Source organism: Streptomyces sp. NPDC001493, from assembly GCF_053597235.1.
In genome coordinates, this window is sequence record NZ_JBSFHV010000002.1 from 559,449 (window position 1) to 584,273 (window position 24,825).

Genomic DNA, 24,825 nt, shown 5'->3' on the forward strand with positions numbered 1-24,825 from the left:
ACCGCAGGGCTTTCGGCACCCGCAGGCTCAGTTGGTCCCTATCTTCGCCAGCAGATCGACGATCCTGGACTGCACCTCGTCGCTGGTGGAGCGTTCGGCCAGGAAGAGCGCGGTCTCGCCGGAAGCGAGCAGCGACAGCTCGGGGCCGTCCAGTCCGGCCGAGGTGTAGACGACCAGCGGGGTGTGGTTCAGGCGCCCGTTGGCCCGCAGCCAGTCGATGATCCCGGCCCGCCGGCGACGTACCTGCATCAGGTCCATCACCACCAGGTTCGGCCGCATCCGCGCGGCCAGGTCGACCGCCTCGCTGTCGGTCGCCGCCCGGACGGCCTGCATGCCCCGCCGCTCCAGGGTCTGCGCTAGGGCCGTCGCGATCTCCTCGCGCTCCTCGATGACGAGCACCCGGGGCGGGTGCTGCTCGCTGTCGCGCGGGGCGAGCGCCTTGAGGAGGACGGCCGGGTCGGCGCCGTACGCCGCCTCCCGGCTCGCCTGGCCCAGACCGGCCGTGACCAGCACCGGCACCTCGGCCGCCACCGCCGCCTGGCGCAGCGACTGGAGAGCGGTACGCGTGATGGGCCCGGTCAGCGGGTCCACGAAGAGCGCGGCGGGGAACGCGGCGATCTGCGCGTCCACCTCCTCGCGCGAGTGCACGATCACCGGCCGGTAGCCCCGGTCGCTGAGCGCCGCCTGCGTCGAGACGTCGGGAGCGGGCCAGACCAGCAGCCGCCGGGGGTTGTCCAGCGGCTCCGGCGGCAGCTCGTCGTCGACCGGCACGGGCTGCGGACGGTTGGCGATCTCCACCGCGCCGCCCGGACCGTCCAGCGGCTCCGGCCCCTCGGCGCCCTCGTCCGGTGCTCCTATGGCGTACGAACGGCCCTCGGCGACCTGCGCCATGAGCTGCCCGGAGGCCGAGGCGGTGGCGCCGGGCTGCGCGCTCTGCGGGACCTGCGACTGCGGGAGACCCGTGCCGGGCCGCGCGGGCTGCGGGGCGGGAACCTGCGGAAGGCCCTGCGGCCGGGCGGCGGGAGCCGGGGTCTCGGCACCCGGGGGAGCCGACAGCTTGCGGCGCCGGCCGGCCCCGCCGAGCGTCTGGTTCTGCTGGTGCCCCAGGTGCTGGACGAGCGGTACGCCCTGCCCCAGCGTCCGCACGCTGAAGGCCCGGCCCTGGGTGTCCGAACCGCCGGGCATCGGCATTTCGGCGGGCAGCGGCTGCCGACGGGCCGCGGGCACGGCGGCGGGCGGCACCGGGGTGCTGCCGGTCGCGTGCGCCGTGGGCCCGTCGCCGGAGACCGGCCCGGCGGCCGCGACCGGAGCGGCGGGGGCCGCGGCGGCGGGCGCCGCGGCCGGTACGGCGGTGGCGGGCGGCATCGGCGCCCCGGCGGTGGTGCGGGCACGCGCCGCGTACGCGAGAGCGGGCTCCGGCGCCTCGTCGTCCTCGGCCTCGTCGTCGAGGTGTCCGTGGTCCGCCGCCCGGGCGGCCGGGTCCGGGCCGCCGACCCGGTCGGTCGAGTCGACCAGAGACCAGCTCTCCGGCGAACCCGCCGCCTCGGCGGGACGGGCCCGCCGCCGGCCGGACGGCGAGGCGGACACCGGGTGCGGCTGCGGCGGGGTGTGGTCCTCGTCCGGACCCATGGCGGTGGCGTCGTGCCGGTCCGGTACCGCCCCGGGCTCGACGGGCCGGTCCGCGTCGGCGGGCGGCAGCGCGAACGGGGTGCGCGGCCCCGCGTTCTCCGCGGCCAGCCGCTCCTGCGCGGCGGCCAGCGCCCGCCGGGCGCGACGGCCCGCGGGCTGGAGCTCCGGCGCGAGCGCCTCGGGCTGCGGGATCCCGTCGTCGTGGACCACGGGCGACCGCACCGGCAGCGCCGGACGGCCCTGCGGTGTCTGCTGTGCGGGTGCTTGCTGTGCGGGTGCCGGGCGGCCCGGTGCCTGTGCGCCCGGTGCCTGCTGTCCCGGTCCCTGCGGAGCCGCCGGAACACCCTGCGGAGGCACGGTCTGCCCGCGCTGCGGACGGCCCGCGCCCTGGGCGCCCTCCGCCGCCGTCACGACCGAACCCTCCGAAGGGCCACCACCGGCCGCCGGGAGCGCGAGAGCCTGCCCGGCGCCGCGCGGACGCGCCTGCGCGGGCGGGAGCTGCTGTGCGGGACCGGCCTGCGCGGGACCGGCCTGTGCGGGACCGGCCTGTGCCGGAACGGGGGCCGCCTGCTGCTGGGGGCCGCCCTGCGCCGGTACCGGTACGGACTGTACGGACTCCGGGGCGCCCGCCGACCGCGCCGGAAGCGGGGCGGTCTCCGCCGGGCTGGGACGGCCGCGCCTGCGGCCCGAACCCTCGCTCGGCCGGGGCACGAGTGCCTCCTGAGCCTGCTCCTCCTCCGCCGCCGGACCCCGCCGCGCCCGGCGCCGCCCGGTCGGACCGGCGCCGCCGGTCTCGTCCGACGCGCCCACGGGAGCACCTGGGGCACCCCCGACACCCGCTGCGCCCTCGTCGGCGGCCTCCGCCACCGGCAGCGCGCCTTCGGCGCCCGCGAGGCTCTCCGGCCCCTCCGGGCTCATCGCGCTCTCCAGGAACGCGTCCGTCGACGACCTGCGGGCCCTGCGCCGGCCACCGCTGACGACGGCGGGAGCGCCGACGGTCTCGAAGGCCGCGACCTCCTGCTGCTGCCCGGTCTGCTCCGGGACCCCACCCTGCTGCTGCGGGGGCTGCGGGGGCTGCTGGACCGTGCCGGAACCCGAACCCAGCGGAACTTCGAGCACGTACGCGCTGCCCGCCATGCCGGGCATCTCGTGGGTCTGGAGCACCCCGCCGTGCGCCCGCACGATCCCGCTCACGATCGGCGTGTGCACCGGGTCGCCGCCGGCGAACGGGCCGCGCACCTCGATCCGTACGACGTCCCCGCGCTGCGCCGCGGCCACCACGACGGTCGAGTCCAGATAACCGCCGCCGGGGGCGATCCGGGTCTTGCCGGTGGAGTCGATCCCTGCCACGTCCGCGACCAGGTGGGCCAGGGCGGTCGCCAGCCGGCGTGCGTCGACCTCGGCCTCGATCGGCGGGGCGTGCACCGCGAACTGCGCGCGCCCCGGGCCGATCAGCTCGACCGCGCCGTCGATGCCCGCCGTCACGACCGCGTCGATCGGCGCCGGAGCCTTGTCGAGCGTCTCCGTGCCGAAGTCCAGGCGCTGGTAGCCCAGCACGTTGTCGACCAGCGTGGTCATCCGGGCGTACCCGGCGGCCAGGTGGTGCAGGATCTGGTTCGCCTCGGGCCAGAGCTGCCCGGCGGGGTCGGAGGCGAGCGTGGCGAGTTCGGCCCGCAGCTCCTCCAGCGGCCCGCGCAGCGACTCGCCGAGAACGGCCGTCAGCTGCGTGTGCTGCGCCCCGAGCAGGGCGATGTGGTCGGCCTGCTCCTCCAGCTCGGAGGCGTACCGCTCGGTGCGGTCGGCCAGTTCGGACGCGTGGCTCTCGGTGAGACCGGTGACCTCGGTGGTGTGGCTCTCCGTGAGCTCCGTGACGGCGGCGGTGTGGCTCTCGGTCAGCTCCTCGACCTCGGCCGTGTGCTTCTCCGTCAGGGCGGCGATCTCGGCGGCGTGCTTCTCGGCCAGCTCCGCGACCTCGGTCGTGTGCTGCTCGGTGAGCTCCTCGTACGGCCTGCGGTCGGTGAACGTCATCACCGCGCCGACCAGCTGGTCCCCGTCGCGTACCGGAGCGGTCGTCAGGTCCACCGGGACCCGCGCACCGCTCTTGGACCAGAGCACCTGCCCGCGCACCCGGTGCTTGCGCCCGGAGCGCAGGGTGTCGGCGAGCGGCGACTCCTCGTACGGGAACGGCTCGCCCTCCGCACGCGAGTGCAGGATCAGCGGGTGCAGCTCCTTGCCGCCCAGGTCGCTGGCGCGGAAGCCGAGGATCTGCGCGGCGGCCGGGTTGACCAGGACGACCCGGCCGTCGGTGTCCGTACCGACCACGCCCTCGGAGGCGGCCCGCAGGATCATCTCGGTCTGCCGCTGCGAACGGGCCAGTTCGGCCTCGGTGTCGACGGTGCCGGAGAGGTCCCGCACGACGAGCATCAGCAGCTCGTCGCCGGTGAACGAGGAGGTGGGGAAGTCGTTGTAGGCGGCCTGGCCGCTGTCGAGGCTCGCGCTGGTGACCTCGACGGGGAACTCCTGGCCGTCCGTCCGGCGCGCGATCATCCGCGTCGGCTTGGTCCGGCCCCGGGCGTCCGCCGCGTCCGGCCGGCGCATCGAGCCGGGGATCAGCCGCGAGTCGAACTCGGCGAGCAGGTCGAGGAGTCCACGGCCCACGAGGCCGGTACCGGGCGCCTCGAACATTTCGAGCGCGATGGTGTTGGCGTTGACGACCGTGCCGTTGGCGTTGACGAGCAGCAGCCCGTCAGGGAGGGCGTCGAGTATGGCTGCGAGGCGAGCAGTGCCTCGGGATGGCCTGCTGCTCACGACGCGCTTCCTCCCTGTTTACCGCACCTTGCCGGCCCGGGTCCCCATCTTGCCCCTCGGGCCACAGGCTGTCACGGGAGGAGTCTACGGGCACCGGAGCGGGCAGGAACGGTGGATGAGGGGGAGCTCTCATCGAGCTTCTGTACAACCGGTGCGCACCGGAAGCCCCCGAACACCCCAACGCGCCCCGTACGTACGGCTCCGGAGGTTTGGACGGAGCCGTACGCCAGGAGCCCGAGGGAGGGCTCAGGGGCCGCGAGAAGGCCCGGGAAAAGGCCCATTCGGCCTACTGGGCGGGCGCTCGGGACCCGTATGTGCTTCCGATGTGCGTCCGCTGTGGGTGCGAGAGGGCTCCCGCCCGCTTGGTCGGCCGGGCTCCCGCTCGGGGTGTCGGCCGGCCTACTGGCCGGTGGCCGGGAGGAGCGGGCGCAGGGCGTTCCAGCGGGCGATCTCGCAGCCGTTCTTACGGTTCACGGTCGTGTCGACCGGACGTCCGCGCCAGGTTCCGGTGATCCGGGCGGTGGCCGGTCCGCCGTACATCTGGGTGCACATCGCGTCCTTGTCGACCGGCCGGAACAGGTCCTCGCCCGCCCCCTCCGCCTCCGCGAGCCGGTCGCAGGCCGCCTGCGCCTGCGGGTGGTCGCCCCCGGCCCGCGTGCCCGACCGGGTGTCGGCGGCGGGCGCGCACGTCAGCTCGTACGACCCGTCCCGGACGAGGCTGCCGGAGGAGCCCGGCTTCGCGGAGTCGGTGTCGGCGGAGCCCGTCTTCCCCGAGTCGGTGTTCCCGGAGTCCTGGACCGTCACCGTGAGCCGGGTGGTGGCGTCGGCCTCGGCCCCGGTGTCCCCCTTGGCTCCCGTGTCTCCGGTGGCCCCGCCGGTGGTGGGTGCCGGAAGGGTGACGGGCGCCGGAAGCGTGGTGGGGCCGGTGGAGTCCCCCGGCAGGTGGCTGTTGCCGAGGCCCGGCAGGGCGGGGACGTCCGTGTCCCGCGGCCCACGGGCCTCCGCCGGCCCGGCGCCCTTGCGCGCGGGGCGGAGCATCCCGCTGTACGGGGACCCGGCGGGCCCCGGCGAGGCGACCGGACCCGCCTGCTCGGACACGGGGAGCGGCCCCGACCCCTCGATGGGTACGGGCAGCGGCCCGACGGCTGCGGCGAAGGGGGCGGCGGCGGACAGCGTGGCGATCGAGACGACGGCGGTGAGGGCGAGACGGCGCAGCATTGCGGGACTCCTGGTCCTGGGGCACGGGTACGGGGGTGGCGGCGGGCACCGGCTGACCCATCTCGTGTCCCTGGATCACGTCGGCCCTTCCTGGTGTCCCTAACGTCCCTCCCGCCCCGGCGTTGCGCGATCCGACGGGGCCGCACGGAGCAAACAGGAGTGCACGCCCGGGCGTACGGGGGGGAGCGGGCGGGGGCGTACGAGGGGGAGTGGGTGGGGCGTACGAGGGGAGGTGGGGGCGGCGAACACCGGCCCGGTGCACGAGCGTGCCGGACCTTCCCCGAATCGGGGGCGTATGTCCTTTGCCCTCGCGCCCACCTGGCTAGTACGGTGGGCCGCGATTGGTGACACCGCACTCGTCTGTGTCATCATCTGCACGCACCACTCGCGCTTGCGCGAGGTGTGCTGGAGGCGTCGCCTAGTCCGGTCTATGGCGCCGCACTGCTAATGCGGTTTGGGTTTTAAAACCCATCGAGGGTTCAAATCCCTCCGCCTCCGCCCCATCCGAAGCCCCGTGCCCCTGGCACGGGGCTTCGGTCGTTCCCGGGGCGGCCGTTCCTGGGGGTGGCTGTTCCCGGGGGCGGTCGTTCCTGGGGGTGCCCGTTTCCGGCTCGGCGGCCCGGGGCGATCGGTCCGAGGGTCCGGGGTCGGGTCCGGCCCGTCCGGTCCGGTTCCGATCGTGGCTCCACCCGGGCTCGGGCCGCCGCCCCGCGCAGGGCGGCGGTCGTGTCCGTGGCCCCGGGCGTACGCGGACCGCCGGTCGCACCCGATGGCCGGACGCCGACCGTTCCCGGTCGTGATCGTGAGGGGGCCGGGCCCGGATCGTGGCGGCTCCCCGCTCCGGAGGCCCGTTCGGACGGTTTCTGCCCGCCGAAGCGCCGGGAGGACGGGTGCGGGAGCGGGGCCCGGAACGGTCCTGATTCACCCTCTGGGGGCGTTTCCGCAGGTCAGAGGGGGTTTGGCTAACGGATTTCGCGTCCCGGCGCGGTTCATGTAATGTTGTTCTCGCAACGCCGACCGGGAAGAAAAAAGCCCGGAACGCCAAGCACTCGTAGCTTAACGGATAGAGCATCTGACTACGGATCAGAAGGTTGCAGGTTCGAATCCTGCCGAGTGCACAACAGGCCAGAGGCCCTCAGGAGAAATCCTGAGGGCCTCTCGCGTTGTCCGTACAGCAGCGAAGTACAGCAACCGTGTCAGCCGGTACCGCCCATCGCGTCGGACAGCTTGCCGATCGCCTCGCGCACCTCCTCGTCGGCAGCATCCGCATAGACGTCCATCGTCATCGCGATCTGCGAGTGCCGCAGGATCCGCTGAGCGATCTTCGGATGCACCTTGAGGACGACCAGGAGCGAGCCGGTGGTGTGCCGGGTGTTCCGGAGCGGGATGACCCGCAGGCCCGCGCGACGGGATCGCAGAGCGAACATCCGGGTGAGGTTCCCCGGCTCGATCGGGGTGCCGTACTTCGTCGTGAAGACGAGGTCGTGAGAGCCCTGCCACAGCTCCCCGGCGGCTTTCCGGTCGCCGAGCTGCTGGGCGCGGCGCATCCGCAGGGCCTTGAGGCAGACGGCCGGCAGGGGCAGGAAGTCGTCGGAGTCCTCGGTTTTGGTCTCCCGGTGAAGGATCTGGCGCCCGGCACGCTGGATCTGGTGGTCCACGTACAGCTCGCCGGCCTCGAAGTCGATCGACTTCCACGTCAGCCCCAGCACCTCCCCGCGCCGCAGCCCGAGCGTCAGCACGAGGACCCACGCCGCGAAGAGGTGGTCATCCCGCGCCGCAGCATCAGCTAGGAAGAGGCTGGCCTCTGCGGCGGACCACGGCTTGATCCGCCGGCGGCGAGGCTTCGGCACCTTCACGAGCGAGGCCACGTTCTTGCTGATCTCCTCTTCCATGACCGCGTGGCTCAGCGCTGCCCGCAGGGCATCCCGGGACCCCTGGACCACCCGGCGGGACGGGTAGGACTCGCAGCAGTCCCCGACCGCGCAGCACTTCCGATGAGCCAGGTCCCGCTTCGCGTCCTTGCCCTGGGCGCAGCACTGGCAGAGCGTTGCCAGCTTGGTGAGCCATTCGCGCACGTCCCGCACGGTCAGCTTGTCCAGCCGCTTCGCACCGAGCTGCGGGGTGATGTAGAGCCTGGCGTACCCCTCGTACGAGACGTACGTCAGTGGGGCCAGGTTGGGCTTCACGATCGAGTCGAGCCAGTACGCGAGGAAGGCCGCGAGGGTGCGGTGACGAGTCGCCACCGGCCCTTTCTTCGCCTCCGCGTGGAGGTTCAGCCACTTGTCGTGGACCTCGTCGCGGGTCTTGCCGTAGGCGTATTTCCGGGCCCGCTTCCCGTCCGGCTTGGTGACCCAGACGTATGCCGCGAAGCCGTTCTTGTACGGGTAGATGGAACCTTCCCCGTTGCCGCGCTTGCCGGTCATGCCGCCCACCCCTCGGCGTCGGCGGTGACGCGCTGGACGTACTCGTCCACCCAGGCCGGGAGGATGCGACGGTTACGACCGATCTTCACGGAGCGGATCTCCCCGGTGAGTACCAGCATCTTCGTCTTGGAAATGCCGAAGCCGAGCATCTCGGCCACCTCGGCGGTGGTGTGCCACTTCCGCTGGATCACGACGGTGGTCATCAGTTTTCCTCCCCCTCCAGGGCTTCGAGTTCGGCGCGGTGTTCGCGGGCGGTGTCGCGGTTGTGTTGGATGTCGCGGTGGATGTTGGCGGCGAGCCAGGATTCGCCGGGGGTGTGGCCGTGGCCGGCGTAGGCCCAGTGGGCGAGGGTGAGCGTGGTGGCTTCCGGGTGGTCGTCGGGGTTGGGGAGGCCGAGGGCTTCGCGTTGTTGGGTGGCGCGGTAGTCGGCGCGGACCTGTCGGAGGGCTCCGAGGGTGGTGGAGTACGCCCGGGATTTGGTGGAGAAGTGGCCGCGGAAGCCGAGCATGTGGGCCCAGTCGCGGAGCTTGCGGTCCGGGTAGGCGTGGTGGAGGTCGAGGCACGCTTCGATCAGCCGGCGCGGGTGCTCGGGGACGTCGAGGAGGACGAGGGCTTCCTTGTTGCCGATGCGGTGGTCGACGGTCCCGGTCGTCTCGGCGGCTTTGGTGGCGTACTTGGCGACGTAGGAGGCGACGGCTTGTTCGGTGAGGTCTTCGCCGTTGCCGAAGGCGGCGATGGGCTGGACGTCGAGTTGGGTGCCCCAGCGCAGGACCCAGCCGGGGAAGCCGGCTTCCTGGGGGGCGGGGATGGTGAGTTCGACTCGGTTGGCGGCGGCGCGGATGGCGTCGTCTAGGAGATCGTGGGTGGCCCAGGCGGGCGGGGGTGTGTCCGGGCCGTCGGGTCCGTCGAAGCGGATCACGGCGTGGAAGTGGACCGCTCCGCGCTTTTGGTACTCGGCGACCTTCCCGAAGGAGAGTCGGGATTGCTCGCGGGCGGCTTTTTGGGTGAGGCCGGCGCGGCGGGCGATTTCGCGGCGGAGGTAGATCGTGAAGTAGCGCCATAGGTCGGAGGCGTGGTTGTTCCACAGCACCGCCCCGGCGTAGTCGTACTTCGCTGGGTCGAGCGGCGTACCGAGCTCCTCGGCGTCGTCGGTGTGGCGGGTGCCGCAGCGGCAGGGCCGGTTCCCGGGGCGGTTGTGGACGGGGCCGAAGGAGGGGGCGGTGAGGGTGGCGAATACGCGGGGGTGTTCGCGGACCGTGACCGGGGTGCCCTTGGCGGGGTCGCCGGTGAGGCCGGCGCGGATCAGGTGGTAGGTGTCGCCGGCATACGTCCAGGCGCAGGCGGGGCAGCGGGAGGCCCGGCGGTTGCCGCAGGCGATCCGGAGCCGTCCGCCGGGTTCGTTGTCGGTCGTGTAGTGGTGCAGCAAGGTGCCGGTGGCGCGGTCGATGGTCTTGGTGGCGCCGGTGAGGTGGATGGGCTGTGCGCATCCACCAGTACGACGGATCTGCTCGTTCCAACGGTCGAAGCCGGTGGACCCAGCCACCCTCAGCACGTCGGCGAGGGTGGCCGGGTCCAGGCCCGCCGTGGTGGCGGTGTCGGTCACGCGAAGACCTCTTGCCGGCAGGTGAGGAACGCGGTTGCGATCCACCGGGTGAAGGCCGGGGGGATCGCTTCGGTGAGTTCCTCGCGGACGTCGGTCCAGGTGATGCCCATGGCCTGCTGCATCTCCGGGACGGTGGCTTTGCCGCCGCCGTTGCCGTACGCGGCGACATAGGGGCCGTCACGGTGGATACCGTGGCGGTGGCCGCGTACGTAGCCCCGGTGGCGGGGGTGCGCGGGGCGAGCGGTGGCCCAGCGGCCCAACTCGAAGTTGCGGTGACGCAGCACTCCGAGCCCGAACATCTCCCCGCACAGCGAGACGTCCTTGCGGATCGCGGCGCGGCCGTTGGGCTGTTCGATCACGTACGGCAGGCCCGTGGCGTCGAGGAGGGCACGGGTGGGGGCGACGAGGTCGGTGTGGGTGCCGCCCCAGCCCTGGGAGGCGTTCGTGCCGACGGTCAACGTGTTCTTGGCCTGGCAGGGCGGGGAGGCGTGCACGAGCGAGTACCGGCCGATCTGACCGGTGTCGATCAAGTGGGCGAGGTAGGTCAGCGCGTCGCCCCGGTGGTAGGGGAAGGGATAGCGGGGGCGGTCTGCGATGTCGCAGCCGTCCACGTCGAAGCCGGCTTCCTCGTAGCCCTTGCCGGCGCCGCCAGCGCAGGAGAACAGGTCGAGTACGCGGGGCCGCCGCGTCGGGGCGGTCACCGGGTCTCCTTCGGCGGGTGGTTGTCGATCCACTCCTCGGCGCACACCTTGTGGACGGGCTTGCCCCGGTCGGAGCGGAGCGGGGTGGGCTTGTCGCACAGCACGCAGGGCTTGTCGCCGGAGGCGTCGAAGTGCTTCTTGCCGGACCAGTCGAGGAGGGCCATGGTGCTCACGCCCCGACGCGGGTGTAGGCGCGGGTGGGGGCGGTGTGGCCGGTGCCGTGGCAGGCGGGGCACTCGGCGGTGATGGTGTGGCGCTCGCCGGTGGCGGCGGTCTGGCCGGTGGTGACCGCGACGGTGGGGAATCCGTCGCAGTGGGCGCAGATGGGCCGGGGCCGGGTGTTCTCGGGCATGATGGGGTTTCCCTTTCGGGTCTGCGTGATCTGGAAGGTGGGAAGGCGCCCGGGGCGGCGGAAGTTTGGCGACCGAGGCCGCCCCGGGGGCCGTTAAGAGCGAGGGCGCGGGGTGTTGTTGCGCCGGCCGTGTCTCTTGGCCGCGTACATCGCGGTGTCGGCGGCGGCGAGCGCGTCGGTCAGGGTCCGCACGGGCAGATCGGCCACGGAGCAGAAGCCGACCGAGGCGGACACATTGATGACCTGATCGCGGTAGACGACCGGCTGCCGGAGTGCGTGGTCCAGCGCGGCGGTGCCGGGGGTGTTGGCCGGGTCCGGGACGAGGGCGGCGAACTCGTCGCCCCCGAGCCGGGCCGTGACGCCGTTCCCCTGGGCCCAGTGAGCGAGCCGTTCGGCGGTGGCCGCGATGACCGCGTCACCGGCGAGGTGGCCGTGGGTGTCGTTGATGGCCTTGAAGTCGTTCAGGTCCACCAGGAACGCCATGGCCCGGGGCGCGCGGGCGACGATGCGTTCGGCGCGGGCGGTGAAGCCTGCCCGGGTGTGGAGGCCGGTCAGCGGGTCCCGCCGGGCGGCGGACAGCCGGCGGGCCAGGACGCTGGTATGGAAGGCCCAGCCGAAGGCGGGTAACGCCGCCGCCACGTTGATCAGGTCCATGTCACTCACTGGCCCTTGCGGGAGTCGTTGAGCATCAGGCGCAGGACGACCGCGAGGAGCGCGAGGGACCCGGCCGTGATGGCGACCGCGAGGAGCATCGAGACGAGGACCGCGCCGACGACGAGGACCGCAGCCGTGCCACCGGCGACCGCGACGACCAGGGCGCCGGGGGTGAGCTGCACACCGGGACGGGCAACCGGGGCCGGGGCGGGCGGGGGTGCGGGGGTGTGCTGGCAGTCGCAGGCCGCCGGGGTGTGGACGACGCCGGTGAGCGGGCGGACGAGGGTGGTGTCCGGGGTCGGTGCGGTGTCGGGGGTCGGGTACTTCGGAGTGAACATGGCCTTTCTCCTCTCAGATGGTGCAGCGGTGGGTTCGGGCGGCGAGTTCGGCGGCGGCGCGGCTCGTGTAGTCGGCGGAGAAGTTGCAGGCGGGGGCGGTGCAGGCGGCGGTGTGCTTGGTGCGGCCCCGGCCGTCGTAGTGCGTGCCGACCCGGACGGGGCCGATGCGGATCACGTCGGTGAAGCGGTTCGGACGCGGCATGGATCAGTCCTCCTGGCGGAGGCTGTTGCCGGTGAACTCGGCGCGGATGCGGGCCGCCTCGGTCGTGTCGGCGGTGCGGTCGGCAGCCTCTTCGGCGAGGAGCCGGGCGAGCGTGGGGCGGCCGGTCTTGGCCATCTCGCGGGCGGCGTCGAGGTAGTCCGCCGGGCGGTTGAAGTTGAGCAGGGCCATGGGCTTTGTCCCTTCTGATCAGGCGAGTTGGGCGTTGATGGCGTCCGCGAGCGGTGCGGGGACGCCGAGCCGCAGGCGGAGCGTGGCCAGGTCGATCCGGTTACCGGTCGAGGCGCGGTGGCTGTCGGCGACCTTCTTGGCGTGGTCGAGCAGTGCCGGCGGAACCGACACCGCAGGCACCGAGGCCACGGCCGGAGCCGGTGTGGGGGCGGGGGCCGGGGGAAGTTCCGGGGCCGGTTCCGGGACCCGTTCCACCGTGACTTCGTGGGTGTCCGGGACCGGCGCGGGCTCTGGGGCGTCCAGAGGTACAGAGGCCGAGGGTGCCGGTTCGGGGGCGGTGGGGGTGTGGGCGAGGAGGGTTCCGCCGAGGAAGGCGAGGGCGGGCCAGCCGGCGACGAGGATGCGGAGCCAGGCCGGGACCTGTCCGAGGTCGAGGAGGCCGGCGGTGGCGATGTTCGCGCCGAGGGACGCGGTCAGGGCGATGACGAACCAGACCCAGGCCGGGCGGTTGTCGCTGGTGGTCCGCATGCGGCGCCAGGCGGCGACAAGGAGCAGGTCCACGCTGATCGGGTAGGCCCAGGCTTTCCAGCCGTCCTGTCCGGCCGCTTCGGCGAGGTCGTGCAAGTGGGAGAAGGACAGGGCGCCGGCGATGAACGCTTGGATCAGTACGGCGTCGGGGCGGAGTTTGCGGGGCATCGGGTCACCTCCTTTCCGGGAGGTTGGGCCGGGACCGGGCGGGATGTGATGGTCACCGCCCGGCACCCGGGGCAAAGGGTGGTCAGGCGTTGGGGTCAGTGCCGGTGCCGAAGCAGTTGAGGCAGAGCCCGTCCTGCTGGCCGACCGTGCGCCGCTTGCGGCCGACGCGCACCGTGACGGGGACATTGCCGGTACCGCCGCAGGGCTGGCAGGGGGCGGGGGTGGTCTTCGGCGGGGTGGTCCGTTTGGCCATGACGAGGGGCCTTTCGGGTTCAGGCATGGGCGGGGTAGGGACCCGGCGCGAAGACGGTCACGCCAACCGGCGAAGCAGGAGAAGGGGGGCTACTCGGTGACCGGTACCGGGGCGACCAGCGGAGCCGGGACGCCGGGGGTACTGGGGACGACCGGGCGGAACACGGCGAGCGCGGGGATGAGCGGGGTCAGGTGCGCGTACTCGCGGCAGATGGCGACCGCTTCGGCGGGGGTCATGGCGGGGGTGCGGATGCGGGACCAGCCGCCGGAGGCGTCGCCGGCCACGGCCACCCCGGGACGGTCCGGCGGGATCATCGTCACGGCGGCCACCGCGTCCGGGGCGATGTCCCCAAGGCCCATGTCGGCGGTCTGCTTGTCGTTGACCCGGTGGACCACGCGGCCGGTGAGCTGGGCACGGAGCATCGTGGCGCCCTTGCCGAGTTCGGAGCCGAAGCGCTGTCCGCAGATCTCCAGGTAGATGCCGACCGCACGGGCCATCTGCGCGAGCCTGACCAGGTGCATCACCATCCGGTCCCGGCGCTCTTCGTCCTTCTTCGCGGCGGTCAGGAAGAGTTCAGCGACCTCGTCCACGAGGACGACCAGCGGCACCGGCCGGACCTTGACGGGCAGGTCCCACAGGTCGGAGACACCGTGCGAACTCAGCACGTCGAAGCGCGCTTCCATCTCCCGCACCAGGGCTTCAAGCAGTTCGGCCGCTTCGTCCGGCGTCACCGCGAGGGCGGAGAGGCGGGGTGCGTAGCCGCGCTGTTCGACGCCGCGCTTGCAGTCGATCCCGACCAGCCCCACGGGGAGCTTGGCGAGACCGGCTATCAGGTTGCGCTGGAACATCGACTTGCCCGACTGGTTCGCGCCCAGCGTCAGACTGTGCGGGACCTTCCGGTAGTCGCGGACGAACGGGGTTCCGTCCTCCCGGACCGCGACCGGCACGACCAGCGGACCCGACAGCGAACGGGGCAGCCGGCGGGGCAACTTCACCCGCCACAACACGTCATACCCGGTCATCCGCAGTTCCACGAACCCGGGCTTCGTCTCCACCACGTGCACGGAGTGAACGCCCCAGGCGTGGCGCAGCCGTTCCGAGGCGGCGGCAACGTCGGCGGGTTCCAGTCCGGCAGGCAGGCGGAGGGTGGCGCGCATACCGGTGGACGAGGCGCGGACCTTGCGCACCTTCGGCGGAACCGGCTGCACATCCGGGCGGCGGGCCACGTTGCGGACCATGAACGCCCGCAGGCGGGACGGCTGCACTGTCAGCCCGCACACGTCCATCGTCGAGTGGTACGTAGCCGCGAAGCGGACCCGGGCGACCGGCAGACCGACCAGCGACCAGTACACGCGCGGAGCGCGGACCTTCGCGTAGCCGAGACCGCCGGCGGCGGATAAGGCTCCGGCCGCTTCGATCACCGTGGACACGTTCGTCATGATCAGGCCCCGGCCGTGATGGCGACCGCGCGGAAGCTGATGCCGTGGCGGGTCTGGCCGTTGAACGTGTTCTCCCAGTCCCGGGCCTTGAGGCCGATGACCGTGACCATCGTGCCCGGGGTCAGGTTCTCCGGGACCCCCGTGCTCGGCACGGTCACCTGGTAGAGGTTGCCCTCCCCCTCGTCCGAGATCAGCAGGCCCACCGTCGCGAGCGGGGCACCGGTCTCCCGGTCCATCGCGATCTCACCGGTCTGCTTGCTCACGAGCTTCGGCGTCGGGGGCGTCGCCACGAACACGACAGCGGTCGAAACATCGATCTTGAACGACGGCATAGCAGCACTCCTTGACTCAGGCCCAGCGGCGCTCGCTGGATCGCAGCTTCTCTATGAGAGTAGGCACAGAAAAACTGTGAGTCAAGAAGTTCTGTGAGTAGCAGTGTGGCTGCTTCTCTGCGACTCTGGGAGCGACCCACAAGGAGGACCACATGACCAGCGGTTTCGGACTCGTCGTCCGGTTCAACCTGCGTGACGCAGAGGCGGCGACAGCCTTCGACGCTCTCGTGGAGGAGACGCTGAAGGGCATCCGAGCCCATGAGCCCAGCACGCTCGCGTACGTCGTGCACACTGTGGCCGACGAGCCCAACACCCGGCTCTTCTACGAGCTGTACGCCGATCGCGCAGCGTTCGACCATCACGAGCAGCAGGGCCACACCCGCCACTTCCTCTCCGAGCGGGAGAAGTACGTGAGGGACTTTGACGTCACCTTCGTACAGACCCAGGGCACAGCAGGAGCGTGGAAGTGACACCCGAGGAGCGCCAGGCGTTTGGCGCACGGGTCGCTGATCTCCGCGAACAGCGCGGCTTTACGCAGAAGCAGTTGGCGGCTGAGATTGGTCGCACCGCGAGTTGGCTTTCCCAGGTGGAACGGGGCATTCAGCCGGTCAACCGCCTGGATGTGCTTCGTCTGCTGGCGGACGGCCTCGGAGTCTCCGTACAGGAATTGCGGGCAGACGCGCCGGCACCGGTGCCAACAGAAGAGCCGGTCGTTGAGCTTCCCAATGATCTTGACCAGGCCCGACTGGTCATCTCAGGTCACCCTGTTCCAGAGGTCGTCCTCGATCCGGCAGGTCCCGGTCCTGCCAACGTGGAGGAGATTCAGCGTGCAGTAGACCGAGTTTGGGAGCTGACTCATGCCAACGAGTTCGCAGAGCTGAGTTCTGTGCTGGGACCGCTGGTACCACGGATCGAGCGCGCTGCCCGAACGGCATCGCCGGCCGAGCGGGGGAGGCTCTGGGGCCTGCTCAGTCGCACGTATCAGGCCCTTGCCGCAGCATTTGTGCGCCAGGACGAGGCGGACGCCGCATGGGTAGCGGCGGATCGTGCCATCCGTGCGGCGGAGGAGTCAGGGAACATCCTTGATGTATTCGCGAGTGTCTTCCGCCTGTCCCAAGCGTTCGTGCGCCTCAAGCACCTTGACCAGGCCGAGCACTCGGCGACCACCGCGCTCAACGCGCTGGAGCGGCACTACGGTGAAGCATCGGGCGAGCCGGAGGCGCTGTCGGTCATCGGTGCTCTTCACCTGGCGTTGGCCCTCATCCACGCGCGAGCGGGAGACCGGACTCGGGCGCGAGGGGAGACGCAGAGAGCACGTGAAGTAGCGGCGAGGTTGGGGGAGGACCGGAACGACTTCAACTTGGAGTTCGGACCGACCAACGTGGAGATTCAGGCCGTCTCGATCGCGGTGGAGTTGGGGGATGCCGGCGAGGCTATCGAGGTGGGTAGCGAGCTGGACACGTCCACCTTGTCTCTGGAGCGCAGGGCCCGACTGAAGATGGACCTCGGTCGAGCTTTCGCCCAGCGGCGCCAAGTCGGCGAGTCTCTAGGCGCGTTGCTGGACGCAGAGGGGTTGTCCCCCGATCTGATCCACACGCACGTCGCCGCCAGGGAAGCGATTCGAGACCTCCTTCTCGTCGCCGGACGCACAGCGCCCCCTGAACTGAAAGACCTTGCCGAACGGGCAGACGCGCGTCCCTGAGCTGTTACAGGTTTCTCTACCTCATCAAGGCACCCGGCTGCGCTCCGCTCCGCCGGGCGCGCTTCCCGGCTCTGGCTGCGCCCGCGCTCCTGCCTTCGGCCCGCTCGGCGCTGCCGCCGCCGACGCGCGCCCGCAGTGGATAGGCCCGTGGGGCATGAGTCGAGAACCAAGCCTGCGGCTTCAAGAGAATGCCTCCGGCGGGGGCGCTCAGACTCCGGGATGGGAGGGGCGCCGTTCGCGAGTGCCGGCCGGAGCGGGGCGAGCGTCGTGGGGGCTCCCATCCCGTCCACCTTCGACCCAGGCAGAGCCGAGCAGTCGCGGCCCAGGGCGTCAAGGTCGTTCGTACAGTGGCGCGCTCCACCTTGACGCCCTGAACCACGACCGCTCCACGGAGTGTGGGTCGAAGGCGGACGGGATGGAAGCCGGGGTGAGTGGTGGGTATCGGTCGCTAAGCTCTCGTGACACCGGCGGCGCTTTCCGGTTCGTCCTTTTCAGCGGATTCACGTGCTGCGGCAACCAATTGCGCCACCATTCGCGCTGCCTCGCTGGCGTCGTCGTGCTCCCATACTCGAAGGACTGTCCATCCAGCAGAGCGAAGACGCATGTTCGTATCGGCATCACGAGCACGGTTGCCTTCAATCTTTGCTGACCACGCCCCAGCGTTCGCCTTCGCGGGGCGACTGTGCTCAGGGCAGCCGTGCCAAAAGCATCCGTCTACGAAGACCGCGACACGTTCTCGCGGGAACACGACATCGGCAGTACGCCGGAGTTCCCGGAGAGGGCGAGTGTTGACCCGGTAGCGCAACCCGGCAGCGTAGAGCAGGGAGCGGAGTGCCAGTTCCGGACCGGTGTCCCGCCCACGGTTGGCCTGCATATTGGCACGGACCGCACGTGAGGAGGCCTTGGACTCGGCGGGAAGTGGCTCCTCAGTGAGAAATCCCTGCTCCCGTGCGCGTCGCCATGCCTCAGCGAGGTTCGCTCCGCGCCATTCATGCGTGACTTCGCAGACGTACCGCTCCTGAGTCTCCCCGTCTTTCGACCAGCGCAGGTAGGCACGGATCCTCCGCGTGCGTCGGTAGAGGCGAAGGGTGATCGAGGCCCGGGCGAAGCGTCCGTCTCCGAGGGCCACCATTCGGCGGTGCCTTCCTCCTGCCACACGATCCTGCTCTGTAGCGGGTGCCGCAGCGCCGGGTCGCCGTTTGTAGGCATGCTCAGGTGGGAGTTTTTCCTTCCAGTGTCGGTCTCCCGAAGTCACGAGGCGGTCACTGTCCCGCCTTGTCCAGGGTGTCGGCCACCGCGCGCGCGAAGAACTCGCCCAAGACCACAGGCACGGCGTTGCCGAGCTGACGCATCTTCTCGCCTCGGGGGCCGGCACCCTGCCACTCGTCCGGGAACGTCATGACGCGGGCTGTCTCGCGCACTGTCATGTAACGGTGCAGGTACGTCGCGCCCTCGCCAGGCTTTGACCCCGGGGCGAGGTCGTCCAGGAGCACCACAGACTCGCCTCCGGGCACCCCGTGCACCCCGGCTTTGACAGTCTTAGCCGGCCGGTCAAGTTCGTTAGGCGTGTGCCCCTTGTAGATCCTCGCGTCCGGCCAGCCGATGTGATCCGAGATGCCGAGATGCTGGGCCTGCTCGGACTTTCGATCCAGCATGTTCAGATCGACTTTGGGGAGCGCGGGCAGCTTCGTGTCTGTGCCGTAGCCCTGGATGGCGTCACGCATGGTCCGCCAGGCCGGCAGCTCCTCCTCGCCCTTCTTCGGGCGCACGTCCTTCGGGATGCGGGCGCGCACTCGCTGGCGAACGTGAGGTTCTACTTCCGAGTGCCGCTGCCAGTACTCACTATTGTCGTCGAGCAGCGACAGGTGGAGCGCCTCTTCGGAGAACTGTCGCGCGGAGTAGATTTCGTGGAACTTCTCCACATCGATCGGCAGGTCGGCACGGAAGGCAACCATCACGACACGGTTGCGTACCTGGGGTACCCCGTAGTCGGCCGCGTTTACCGGGAACACCTTGACCCGATAATGCTCGGGGTTGTCGTCTTCGTCCGTAAGCTCAACACGTTCGCCGAGGATGCCGGCAAGCTTCTGGTTGTGGTACTGCCAGAGGTCATCCGGTTTGCGCGACTCGAAGGGTAGAGACAGCTCGCGCTGAATGTAGGTGAAGTAGTCCCGGAAGGAAGGCCGCAGCAGGCCGCGCACGTTTTCGCAGATGACGGCCTTGGGGCGCATCTGTTGGATGGCCTTGAACATGGCGGGGAACATGTTGCGTTTGTCTTCGTCGCCCTTGGCCACGCCTCCGGCGCTGAACGGCTGGCAGGGCGGCCCACCAGCTAGCACATCTACCTGGCCCTCGAAGGCGCTCAGGTCCAGCTTGCCCACGTCCAGTGGGAACAAGGGCGCGGGCTCGCCCTCCTGCGGTGGTTCGGGCTTGAACGTCTCTGTGCGAGCGATCCCGTCCACGCCGAGCGTCCTGGCCGCGTTAGCCACCAGGGTCTCGCAGGCGCGGGCGTTGTACTCGTTGAACAGGAGCGGCCGGAACCCGGCTTGGTGGACCGACATGGCAAGGCCGCCCCCGCCGGCGAACAGTTCAACGCTGGTGCGGCGCTTCTTGATGTCTTCTGGCAGGTCAACCATGCGTAAACCATACCGCGGAGTTTGTGATCTTGGGGACGATCCATTAAAACGAGCTGGCAGTGGCTCCGCAGCGCCATAGGGTTCCAGTTGATCACCGACCCGAAAGGAACAGGGCTGATGTCACAACCGGATGAAACCGGCACCGATGCTACCAATCATGGTGATTTCAGGCTAAGCATCACGCAGGCCCTCGGCGATCAACTGGCCGTAGCTTTGAAGCAGCTCACGCCAGCCCCCCTTACCGAACCGAACCTCGATCGGTTGGCCGACAGGGCCGGCGTCTACCAGTTGTACCGTAACGGCCAGTTCGTCTACGTCGGCAAGGCTGACAAGTCGCTCCCTACCCGCATCCTCAAGCACCTGAGGAAGGTCTCCGGGCGCCAGGGAATATCGCTCGCCGAGATGTCCTTTACTTGCCTTTATGTTGCCGAGGACTTCTCCGCGCTCGCGCCCGAGAAGCTGCTGATCAATCACTATAAAAAGAAAGGTCAGATCCGCTGGAACAACAACGGGTTCGGCAATAACGACCCTGGTAAGCGGCGGGACGAGACCGTCGTCAAGGCGAACCACTTCGATGCCCTCTTTCGCATCGACTTGGAGCGCGTAATCTCCGGTTTCAAGCCGGGACATATGCCCCTCAGTAGGGTTCTCGCGAGGGTGAGCGCCGAAGCCCCTTACACCTTCCGCTACGAGAAGAAGAAGACGGATGGCGCTTACAAGCGAGAGGTGGAAATTCCTGACGGCGAGCTGACAATCGCCCAGCTGCTCGAACTGATCGCCGGTTCACTGCCGGCTGAGTGGCAAATCGCGGTCCTTCCCGGTCGGGTGATCATGTACCCAGACAACCGGCGTGATTACCCGAGCGTGTGGCGTTACTACCGAGGCGCACAGATTCTCGACGTCGAGCCCGAGATCGGGGAGGTCGGAGAGATCCCCGAGGAGCCCGACGCAGCGGAGGATGACGAGTAAGCATCACCCAAGGCCTGGCCGGGAGGAAGCCCCTCCGCGGCTGAGTTTCTAACTGCGTGACAACGGCGGCAGACGACCACGAACATCCGCCAACGTCATTGGACCGTCAACTCAGGTGACAGGCACTGCAGCCCGGGGACAGCGAGCGCGCCGAGTTGCTTCGGGACGAAGGGGTCGTCAGTACAGCAGCGCAGTACCGCAACCCAACCAACCGCCTCCACCCGGTGGTGCCCCTCGGGAACCGCGCAGCGGCTGGAATGGTCGTCATTGACCGATCCGGCTAGAGCTACGGATCAGAAGGTTGCAGGTTCGAATCCTGCCGAGTGCACAACAGGCCAGAGGCCCTCAGGAGAAATCCTGAGGGCCTCTCGCGTTGTCCGTACAGCGATGGAGCACGGCATCCGTGTCAGCCGATGCCGTCCGTCGCGTCGGACAGCTCGAGAGAATCGTGTCGGAGGTCTGGTCTAGGTTCGGGCCTGTGAACCACAGCCGTCACGGCGCAGGGGCGCCCCACGAGCCCGACTTGCCGCCTTACCAGGTGGTGCTGGCCGAGACTGACTGGGAATCGCTCCAGACGGCTTTCGGGAGCGGTGAGAACCTTCCCCGGCTTCTGGCACAGCTGTTGGAGCCCGATCCCAAGGTTCAGGTCTCCGCATTGTCGGAGCTGGGTGAGCTGGTCGGCCACCAGAACACCATCTACGAGGCAACCGCCCCCGTCGCCATGTATGTCGCCGGCATCCTCACCCACCCGGCGGCCATGACCCTCCGGCCGTATCGCAACGTCCCCGTCCGCGCGGCGCTGTTGAACTGGCTGGTCTCCGTGGCGTACGACGCCTCCGATGAGGTTGTGGGCCGCACGGAGCAGTACTCCCCTGGTTTCCTCACCCCCGACAGCACCGTGGCGGTTTTCCGGGACCTGCGCCCGATGCTGTACCGGGCCGTCGCGCCCTTCCTCCGGGACAGCCACGAGGACGTGCGTGAAGCGGCCGTTGCCGCCGCGCTCGTCCTCGCCGAGCACCCCGCGCTCGCCGAGCACCGCGACCACCTCGCCGTGCACGCGCGCGCCATCCTGGACACCAGCGGCGACGCTCTCAACCGGCGTGTTGCCCGGACGGCACTCGAAGCATGGGGCCACGACGTTCCCGACCCCGGGCCTGTCCGGGAGGAGTTGTGGGACTGGGGGCCACACAGTGATGGCCGCGGCGATCTCGTACCTCCCTTCTGACCGATGGGCGCACGACCCACCGGCGGACCACTGCGGCAGGTGAGAGTGCGGGAGGCGGCTCGCAGGGCGGGTTTCGGTGGTGGATCGTCCCGGCCCGCTGGAGCTTCCGGCCCCGGACGACGAGCAGACCTGACGTGCCGTGGGCGGACGAGTCGCGTGCATCGGCGGCCGCCGTCCGTCAACCACCGTCGCCGGAAATCGGGTTCAGGGCGCCGGGCGCCCCCATTACGATCACCGCTCATGGACACCAGGGGTGGGGCAGCATCACAGCCGGAGGCGGAGCGGGGTACGGCCGCCGTCGCCGAGTTCGTCTACCGGCTGACGGCCGAGGACTTCGAGCAGGCGCTTCGCGGGCGGGCGCGGCGGTCGGCGGCGGGGAGGGTCCAGGCGCTTCTGTCTCCGGTGTTGCTGCCGGTGATCATCGCCGCCGTCGGGTACCTGAACGACGGCTCGCTGATGGTCTGGAGCGTTGCGGTGGTGCTCGCTGCGTTGTGGGGGATCTGGATTTCCCTGCGAAGCATGCGCACCATGGCCCGCCGCATGGCCGGCCTGGTGGAGCCGTACGGGGAGTGCCGCACGGTGGTCGACGAGAAGGGGTCGGTCACCACCGGTGAGAGGGGGTCCTACAGCACGGAGTGGGCCATGCACCGGGCGTACCTGGAGACCCCCGGGCTCTTCGTGCTGCTGAGCGGTGAGCGCGCGGTCGGAATCGCGGTATTGCCCAAGCGGGGTGCCCGGGGGCCTGCGGACGTGGACCGGCTGCGGGAGATCCTGGGCAGGAACCTGAAGCGGCTCTAGCGGGTCCAGTGGCTCCGGCGGGAGCCGGTAGCACCCGGAGAACCCTGACACGGGCGGGCCGTGGCGCCGTAGGACGTGGCGCCACGGCCCGTCGGGTGCCCGGCGGGGGTCAGGACTCGGCCGGTACGGGAGGTACGGGCTGCCCGCCCGGGACGGGCGTCGCGTCCGTGACCGGTGCGGTGGCTCGGCGGACCACCGGCCGGCGCCGCGGCGGGAGGCCGAGGGTGGGGTTGGCGACGCCCCAGGCGGCGCCCTTGCAGACGAGCTCCTTGTAGAAGGCGGCGAGCCGGCCGGTCAGGGCCGTGTCGACGGCGCGGTCGTCGGCGGTGACGTACTGGATGAGGCCCTCCTTGCGGCCCAGCGAGATGCACTGGTTGAAGTAGCGGACCGAGGGCTCCGGGAGCTTGTCCCCGGTCAGGCGGGCGGCGATGGTGTCGGCGGCCTGCCACGCGGTGGGGACGCCCGAGGCGCAGGACATGCGGAGCGGCTTGTCGCCCGGGCCCATGGCGAGGGCGGCGTCGCCGATGGCGTAGACGTCCGGGTGCGAGACCGAGCGCAGGGTCCTGTCGACCACGATCTGGCCGGTGCCGGTGACTTCCAGGGTGGTGGCCTTCGCGATCGGGTGGACCGCGAAGCCGGTGGTCCACACGGTGACGGCGGCGGGGAAGGCGGTGCCGTCGGCGGTGACCACGTGGTCGGCCGCCACCTCGCCGACGGTGGTGTGCTCGCGCACGGTGATGCCGAGCCCGTCGGTCACCTTCCGCAGGTGGCGGCGGCCCTTGGCGGAGAGCCAGTCGCCGAGTTCACCGCGTACGGCGAAGGTGACGTCGAGCTCGGGGCGGGCCTCGGCGATCTCGGTGGCGGCCTCCACGCCGGTGAGACCGCCGCCGACGACGACCACGGGCTGCCCGGCGCCGAGGGCGGCGAGGCGCTCGCGGAGCCGGAGGGCGCCCGGACGGCCGGTGATGTCGTGGGCGTGCTCGGCGGTGCCGGGGACGCCGTGGGTGTCCCAGCCGCTGCCGAGGGCGTACACGAGGGTGTCGTACGCCAGTTCCTCGGTCCCGGTGGCGGCTGGGGCGGTGTCCGGGGCGGTGACGGTGACGGTCCTGCGGTCGGCGTCGACGGCGGTGACCCTGCCGAGCCTGAGTGCCACGCCGGTGCCGGCGAACATCTCGGCGAAGGGCCGGGGCCTGAGCTCCTGGCCGACCGCCAGCTGGTGCAGCCGGACCCGCTCGACGAAGTCGGACTCGGCGTTGACGAGGGTGATGTCGACGTCCTCGCTCCGCAGTCGCTTGGCGAGGCGCCCCGCGGCGATGGCTCCGGTGTATCCGGCTCCGAGGACGATGATGCGGTGCTTGCGGGCGGTGTGGTCCTTCATTTCCCTGCTCCCTGTCTGGCGTCCTGTTCCGCGCGGTTCGCCTCTCGGCGCGGTTCGCCTCTTGAACCGGGCAGCCCGACGATTCCTGACAGGGGTGCGATGTGAAGCAGGTCACACGGTGTGGGGGTGGGGTCAGAACGGGCGGGCCAGGGGTTCGCCGTGGTCGCCGGCGGCCGCCCACCGCTCGGTGGCGCGGACCAGCTTGTCCGGGTTGACCTGGCTGCGGAACGCGGCGATGCCCTCGGCGGTGATCTCCATGCAGACGACCCCGATGACCCGGCCGTCGAGGACTGCCACCAGGGCGGGCCGGTTGTTGGCGGTCGAGGCGTAGAACCCGGGGGAGCCGCCGACGAGGTCGCGCTTGGCCCGGCTGGGCTTGAAGAGGCCCCGCATGAACTTCGCGACCGCGAGGGCTCCCTCGAACGCCGAGGCGCGGGCCGGGACCTTGCCGCCGCCGTCGCCGATCGCGATCGCGTCGCCGGTGAGGAGCGCCACGAGGGGCTCGGTCCGGCCGCTGGTGGCGGCGGCGAGGAACTCGTGGACGATCCGCCGGGCGGCGGCCTCGTCGATCTCGGCGCGGGACCTGCCGTCGGCGACGTGCTTCTTCGCGCGGTGGAAGATCTGCTGGCAGGAGGCCTCGGTGATGTCGAGGATCTCCGCGATCCTGCGGTGCGGGTAGTCGAACGCCTCCCGCAGCACGTACACCACCCGCTCGTTGGGGGAGAGGCGCTCCATGAGGGCGAGCACCGCGAACGAGACGGACTCGCGCTGCTCCACGGTGTCGGCGGGGCCGAGCATCGGGTCCCCGGCGAGCAGCGGCTCGGGCAGCCACTGGCCGACGTACGTCTCGCGGCGGGCGCGGGCCGAGGTCAGCTGGTTGAGGCACAGGTTGGTGAGGACCTTCGTCAGCCAGGCCTCGGGGACCTCGATGCGGCCGACGTCGGCGGCCTGCCAGCGCAGGAAGGTGTCCTGGACGGCGTCCTCGGCGTCGCTCGCGGAGCCGAGGAGGCGGTACGCGATGGCTTCCAGGCGCGGTCGGGATGCCTCGAACCGGTCCACGTCGTCCATGGTCAGTGCCATGGGCAGGATGGTAGTGCCGCAGCCGGTCGGGGCGCCCGGTGAAGGAGCGGAAAAAGGCGCGGGAAGAACACGCCGGAAAGCCACGGTGCGCCACCCGTAAAGCGTGTTGCGAAAGTAGCGCCGTCCGCCCGGAGGGCGGGTCCGGCGGCGTCCGGTGCGTGCGATCGCAAGGCGGAGGGTCACCCCGATACTGGATGTAT

Annotated in this window: 25 protein-coding genes and 2 tRNA genes; 7 read left to right on the forward strand and 20 right to left on the reverse strand. The window is 70.7% G+C overall.

Features of this window, described 5'->3' with window-relative positions:
* Positions 1-27: 27 nt before the first annotated feature.
* Together ACWCWD_RS05045 and ACWCWD_RS05050 are read right to left on the reverse strand one after the other, a co-directional pair.
* Positions 28-4,437, reverse strand: coding sequence for a PAS domain-containing protein (locus ACWCWD_RS05045; protein ID WP_450770309.1), 4,410 nt, complete (start codon positions 4,435-4,437; stop codon positions 28-30).
* Positions 4,438-4,836: 399 nt separating this feature from the next.
* A complete protein-coding gene (locus tag ACWCWD_RS05050; RefSeq protein WP_450770310.1) occupies positions 4,837-5,655 on the reverse strand; it encodes an SSI family serine proteinase inhibitor in 819 nt (272 codons plus the stop codon).
* A gap of 407 nt (positions 5,656-6,062) precedes the next feature.
* Between ACWCWD_RS05050 and ACWCWD_RS05055 the strand changes: the two genes are divergently transcribed.
* Positions 6,063-6,153, forward strand: a tRNA-Ser gene (locus tag ACWCWD_RS05055).
* A gap of 547 nt (positions 6,154-6,700) precedes the next feature.
* Positions 6,701-6,773, forward strand: a tRNA-Arg gene (locus ACWCWD_RS05060).
* A 78-nt stretch (positions 6,774-6,851) separates the two neighbouring features.
* Here the strand turns inward: ACWCWD_RS05060 and ACWCWD_RS05065 are convergent.
* From ACWCWD_RS05065 to ACWCWD_RS05130, 14 genes are all read right to left on the reverse strand, one after another.
* Positions 6,852-8,078: a site-specific integrase gene (locus tag ACWCWD_RS05065; protein WP_450770312.1), complete on the reverse strand. Its 1,227-nt coding sequence runs from the start codon at positions 8,076-8,078 to the stop codon at positions 6,852-6,854.
* Complete coding sequence (locus ACWCWD_RS05070; RefSeq protein WP_266706459.1) at positions 8,075-8,281, reverse strand: excisionase family DNA-binding protein; 207 nt, start codon at positions 8,279-8,281, stop codon at positions 8,075-8,077. The genes ACWCWD_RS05065 and ACWCWD_RS05070 overlap by 4 nt, the downstream gene beginning before the upstream one ends.
* A complete protein-coding gene (gene repSA, locus ACWCWD_RS05075; RefSeq protein WP_450770314.1) occupies positions 8,281-9,681 on the reverse strand; it encodes a replication initiator protein RepSA in 1,401 nt (466 codons plus the stop codon). The genes ACWCWD_RS05070 and repSA overlap by 1 nt, the downstream gene beginning before the upstream one ends.
* Positions 9,678-10,382, reverse strand: a complete 705-nt coding sequence (locus ACWCWD_RS05080; protein ID WP_450770315.1) for a DNA methylase — start codon at positions 10,380-10,382, stop codon at positions 9,678-9,680. The genes repSA and ACWCWD_RS05080 overlap by 4 nt, the downstream gene beginning before the upstream one ends.
* Complete coding sequence (locus tag ACWCWD_RS05085; protein WP_450770391.1) at positions 10,379-10,555, reverse strand: hypothetical protein; 177 nt, start codon at positions 10,553-10,555, stop codon at positions 10,379-10,381. The genes ACWCWD_RS05080 and ACWCWD_RS05085 overlap by 4 nt, the downstream gene beginning before the upstream one ends.
* Positions 10,552-10,734, reverse strand: a complete 183-nt coding sequence (locus tag ACWCWD_RS05090) for a hypothetical protein (RefSeq protein ID WP_450770317.1) — start codon at positions 10,732-10,734, stop codon at positions 10,552-10,554. The genes ACWCWD_RS05085 and ACWCWD_RS05090 overlap by 4 nt, the downstream gene beginning before the upstream one ends.
* Positions 10,735-10,827: 93 nt before the next feature.
* A complete protein-coding gene (locus ACWCWD_RS05095) occupies positions 10,828-11,388 on the reverse strand; it encodes a GGDEF domain-containing protein (RefSeq protein ID WP_450770318.1) in 561 nt (186 codons plus the stop codon).
* Positions 11,389-11,393: 5 nt separating this feature from the next.
* A complete protein-coding gene (locus tag ACWCWD_RS05100; protein WP_450770319.1) occupies positions 11,394-11,726 on the reverse strand; it encodes a SpdD protein in 333 nt (110 codons plus the stop codon).
* A 13-nt stretch (positions 11,727-11,739) separates the two neighbouring features.
* Positions 11,740-11,928: a mobile element transfer protein gene (locus ACWCWD_RS05105; protein ID WP_266706447.1), complete on the reverse strand. Its 189-nt coding sequence runs from the start codon at positions 11,926-11,928 to the stop codon at positions 11,740-11,742.
* 3 nt (positions 11,929-11,931) lie between these two features.
* Positions 11,932-12,117: a hypothetical protein gene (locus ACWCWD_RS05110; RefSeq protein WP_450770320.1), complete on the reverse strand. Its 186-nt coding sequence runs from the start codon at positions 12,115-12,117 to the stop codon at positions 11,932-11,934.
* Between the two features lie 18 nt (positions 12,118-12,135).
* The gene (locus ACWCWD_RS05115; protein ID WP_450770322.1) at positions 12,136-12,813 is read right to left on the reverse strand and encodes a DUF2637 domain-containing protein; all 678 of its coding nucleotides are present in this window, start codon (positions 12,811-12,813) and stop codon (positions 12,136-12,138) included.
* 82 nt (positions 12,814-12,895) lie between these two features.
* On the reverse strand, positions 12,896-13,066 hold the full coding sequence (locus ACWCWD_RS05120) for a hypothetical protein (protein WP_450770324.1): 171 nt from the start codon (positions 13,064-13,066) through the stop codon (positions 12,896-12,898).
* 89 nt (positions 13,067-13,155) lie between these two features.
* Positions 13,156-14,505 carry an FtsK/SpoIIIE domain-containing protein gene (locus ACWCWD_RS05125; RefSeq protein ID WP_450770326.1) on the reverse strand — a complete coding sequence of 450 codons (1,350 nt, stop codon included), beginning with the start codon at positions 14,503-14,505 and terminating at the stop codon, positions 13,156-13,158.
* A gap of 2 nt (positions 14,506-14,507) precedes the next feature.
* Positions 14,508-14,837: an SCO3933 family regulatory protein gene (locus tag ACWCWD_RS05130; protein ID WP_450770327.1), complete on the reverse strand. Its 330-nt coding sequence runs from the start codon at positions 14,835-14,837 to the stop codon at positions 14,508-14,510.
* A 152-nt stretch (positions 14,838-14,989) separates the two neighbouring features.
* On the opposite strand from ACWCWD_RS05130, the gene ACWCWD_RS05135 reads away from it, so the two are divergent.
* Complete coding sequence (locus ACWCWD_RS05135) at positions 14,990-15,307, forward strand: putative quinol monooxygenase (protein ID WP_450770329.1); 318 nt, start codon at positions 14,990-14,992, stop codon at positions 15,305-15,307.
* Positions 15,304-16,539 (forward strand): helix-turn-helix domain-containing protein, encoded by a 1,236-nt coding sequence (locus ACWCWD_RS05140; protein ID WP_450770331.1) that lies wholly within the window; start codon positions 15,304-15,306, stop codon positions 16,537-16,539. Before ACWCWD_RS05135 ends, ACWCWD_RS05140 begins: the two co-directional genes overlap by 4 nt.
* Positions 16,540-16,987: 448 nt before the next feature.
* Here the strand turns inward: ACWCWD_RS05140 and ACWCWD_RS05145 are convergent, their stop codons facing one another.
* Positions 16,988-17,671: a very short patch repair endonuclease gene (locus ACWCWD_RS05145; RefSeq protein ID WP_450770333.1), complete on the reverse strand. Its 684-nt coding sequence runs from the start codon at positions 17,669-17,671 to the stop codon at positions 16,988-16,990.
* 130 nt (positions 17,672-17,801) lie between these two features.
* On the reverse strand, positions 17,802-19,175 hold the full coding sequence (locus ACWCWD_RS05150) for a DNA cytosine methyltransferase (RefSeq protein ID WP_450770335.1): 1,374 nt from the start codon (positions 19,173-19,175) through the stop codon (positions 17,802-17,804).
* Positions 19,176-19,262: 87 nt separating this feature from the next.
* On the opposite strand from ACWCWD_RS05150, the gene ACWCWD_RS05155 reads away from it, so the two are divergent.
* The 3 genes from ACWCWD_RS05155 (at position 19,263) to ACWCWD_RS05165 (ending at position 22,167) form a co-directional block, all read left to right on the forward strand.
* Entirely contained in the window at positions 19,263-20,144 is an 882-nt protein-coding gene (locus tag ACWCWD_RS05155) for a GIY-YIG nuclease family protein (RefSeq protein WP_450770337.1), read from the forward strand.
* A gap of 403 nt (positions 20,145-20,547) precedes the next feature.
* Positions 20,548-21,369, forward strand: coding sequence for a hypothetical protein (locus ACWCWD_RS05160; RefSeq protein ID WP_450770338.1), 822 nt, complete (start codon positions 20,548-20,550; stop codon positions 21,367-21,369).
* A 240-nt stretch (positions 21,370-21,609) separates the two neighbouring features.
* Complete coding sequence (locus ACWCWD_RS05165; protein WP_450770340.1) at positions 21,610-22,167, forward strand: hypothetical protein; 558 nt, start codon at positions 21,610-21,612, stop codon at positions 22,165-22,167.
* Positions 22,168-22,276: 109 nt separating this feature from the next.
* Here the strand turns inward: ACWCWD_RS05165 and ACWCWD_RS05170 are convergent, their stop codons facing one another.
* Both ACWCWD_RS05170 and sigJ read right to left on the reverse strand, forming a co-directional pair.
* Positions 22,277-23,545 (reverse strand): NAD(P)/FAD-dependent oxidoreductase, encoded by a 1,269-nt coding sequence (locus tag ACWCWD_RS05170; protein WP_450770342.1) that lies wholly within the window; start codon positions 23,543-23,545, stop codon positions 22,277-22,279.
* 132 nt (positions 23,546-23,677) lie between these two features.
* Positions 23,678-24,625: an RNA polymerase sigma factor SigJ gene (sigJ, locus tag ACWCWD_RS05175; RefSeq protein WP_450770343.1), complete on the reverse strand. Its 948-nt coding sequence runs from the start codon at positions 24,623-24,625 to the stop codon at positions 23,678-23,680.
* Positions 24,626-24,825: the final 200 nt, after the last annotated feature.

Excerpts from the sequence above, each read along its gene's own strand:
- ACWCWD_RS05050 (WP_450770310.1), bottom strand. The coding sequence starts at position 5,655 with ATGCTGCGCCGTCTCGCCCTCACCGCCGTCGTCTCGATCGCCACGCTG.
- ACWCWD_RS05065 (WP_450770312.1), bottom strand. The coding sequence starts at position 8,078 with ATGACCGGCAAGCGCGGCAACGGGGAAGGTTCCATCTACCCGTACAAG.
- ACWCWD_RS05070 (WP_266706459.1), bottom strand. The coding sequence starts at position 8,281 with ATGACCACCGTCGTGATCCAGCGGAAGTGGCACACCACCGCCGAGGTG.
- ACWCWD_RS05090 (WP_450770317.1), bottom strand. The coding sequence starts at position 10,734 with ATGCCCGAGAACACCCGGCCCCGGCCCATCTGCGCCCACTGCGACGGA.
- ACWCWD_RS05095 (WP_450770318.1), bottom strand. The coding sequence starts at position 11,388 with ATGGACCTGATCAACGTGGCGGCGGCGTTACCCGCCTTCGGCTGGGCC.
- ACWCWD_RS05100 (WP_450770319.1), bottom strand. The coding sequence starts at position 11,726 with ATGTTCACTCCGAAGTACCCGACCCCCGACACCGCACCGACCCCGGAC.
- ACWCWD_RS05105 (WP_266706447.1), bottom strand. The coding sequence starts at position 11,928 with ATGCCGCGTCCGAACCGCTTCACCGACGTGATCCGCATCGGCCCCGTC.
- ACWCWD_RS05110 (WP_450770320.1), bottom strand. The coding sequence starts at position 12,117 with ATGGCCCTGCTCAACTTCAACCGCCCGGCGGACTACCTCGACGCCGCC.
- ACWCWD_RS05115 (WP_450770322.1), bottom strand. The coding sequence starts at position 12,813 with ATGCCCCGCAAACTCCGCCCCGACGCCGTACTGATCCAAGCGTTCATC.
- ACWCWD_RS05120 (WP_450770324.1), bottom strand. The coding sequence starts at position 13,066 with ATGGCCAAACGGACCACCCCGCCGAAGACCACCCCCGCCCCCTGCCAG.
- ACWCWD_RS05125 (WP_450770326.1), bottom strand. The coding sequence starts at position 14,505 with ATGACGAACGTGTCCACGGTGATCGAAGCGGCCGGAGCCTTATCCGCC.
- ACWCWD_RS05130 (WP_450770327.1), bottom strand. The coding sequence starts at position 14,837 with ATGCCGTCGTTCAAGATCGATGTTTCGACCGCTGTCGTGTTCGTGGCG.
- ACWCWD_RS05135 (WP_450770329.1), top strand. The coding sequence starts at position 14,990 with ATGACCAGCGGTTTCGGACTCGTCGTCCGGTTCAACCTGCGTGACGCA.
- ACWCWD_RS05145 (WP_450770333.1), bottom strand. The coding sequence starts at position 17,671 with ATGGTGGCCCTCGGAGACGGACGCTTCGCCCGGGCCTCGATCACCCTT.
- ACWCWD_RS05150 (WP_450770335.1), bottom strand. The coding sequence starts at position 19,175 with ATGGTTGACCTGCCAGAAGACATCAAGAAGCGCCGCACCAGCGTTGAA.
- ACWCWD_RS05165 (WP_450770340.1), top strand. The coding sequence starts at position 21,610 with ATGGACACCAGGGGTGGGGCAGCATCACAGCCGGAGGCGGAGCGGGGT.
- ACWCWD_RS05170 (WP_450770342.1), bottom strand. The coding sequence starts at position 23,545 with ATGAAGGACCACACCGCCCGCAAGCACCGCATCATCGTCCTCGGAGCC.
- sigJ (WP_450770343.1), bottom strand. The coding sequence starts at position 24,625 with ATGGCACTGACCATGGACGACGTGGACCGGTTCGAGGCATCCCGACCG.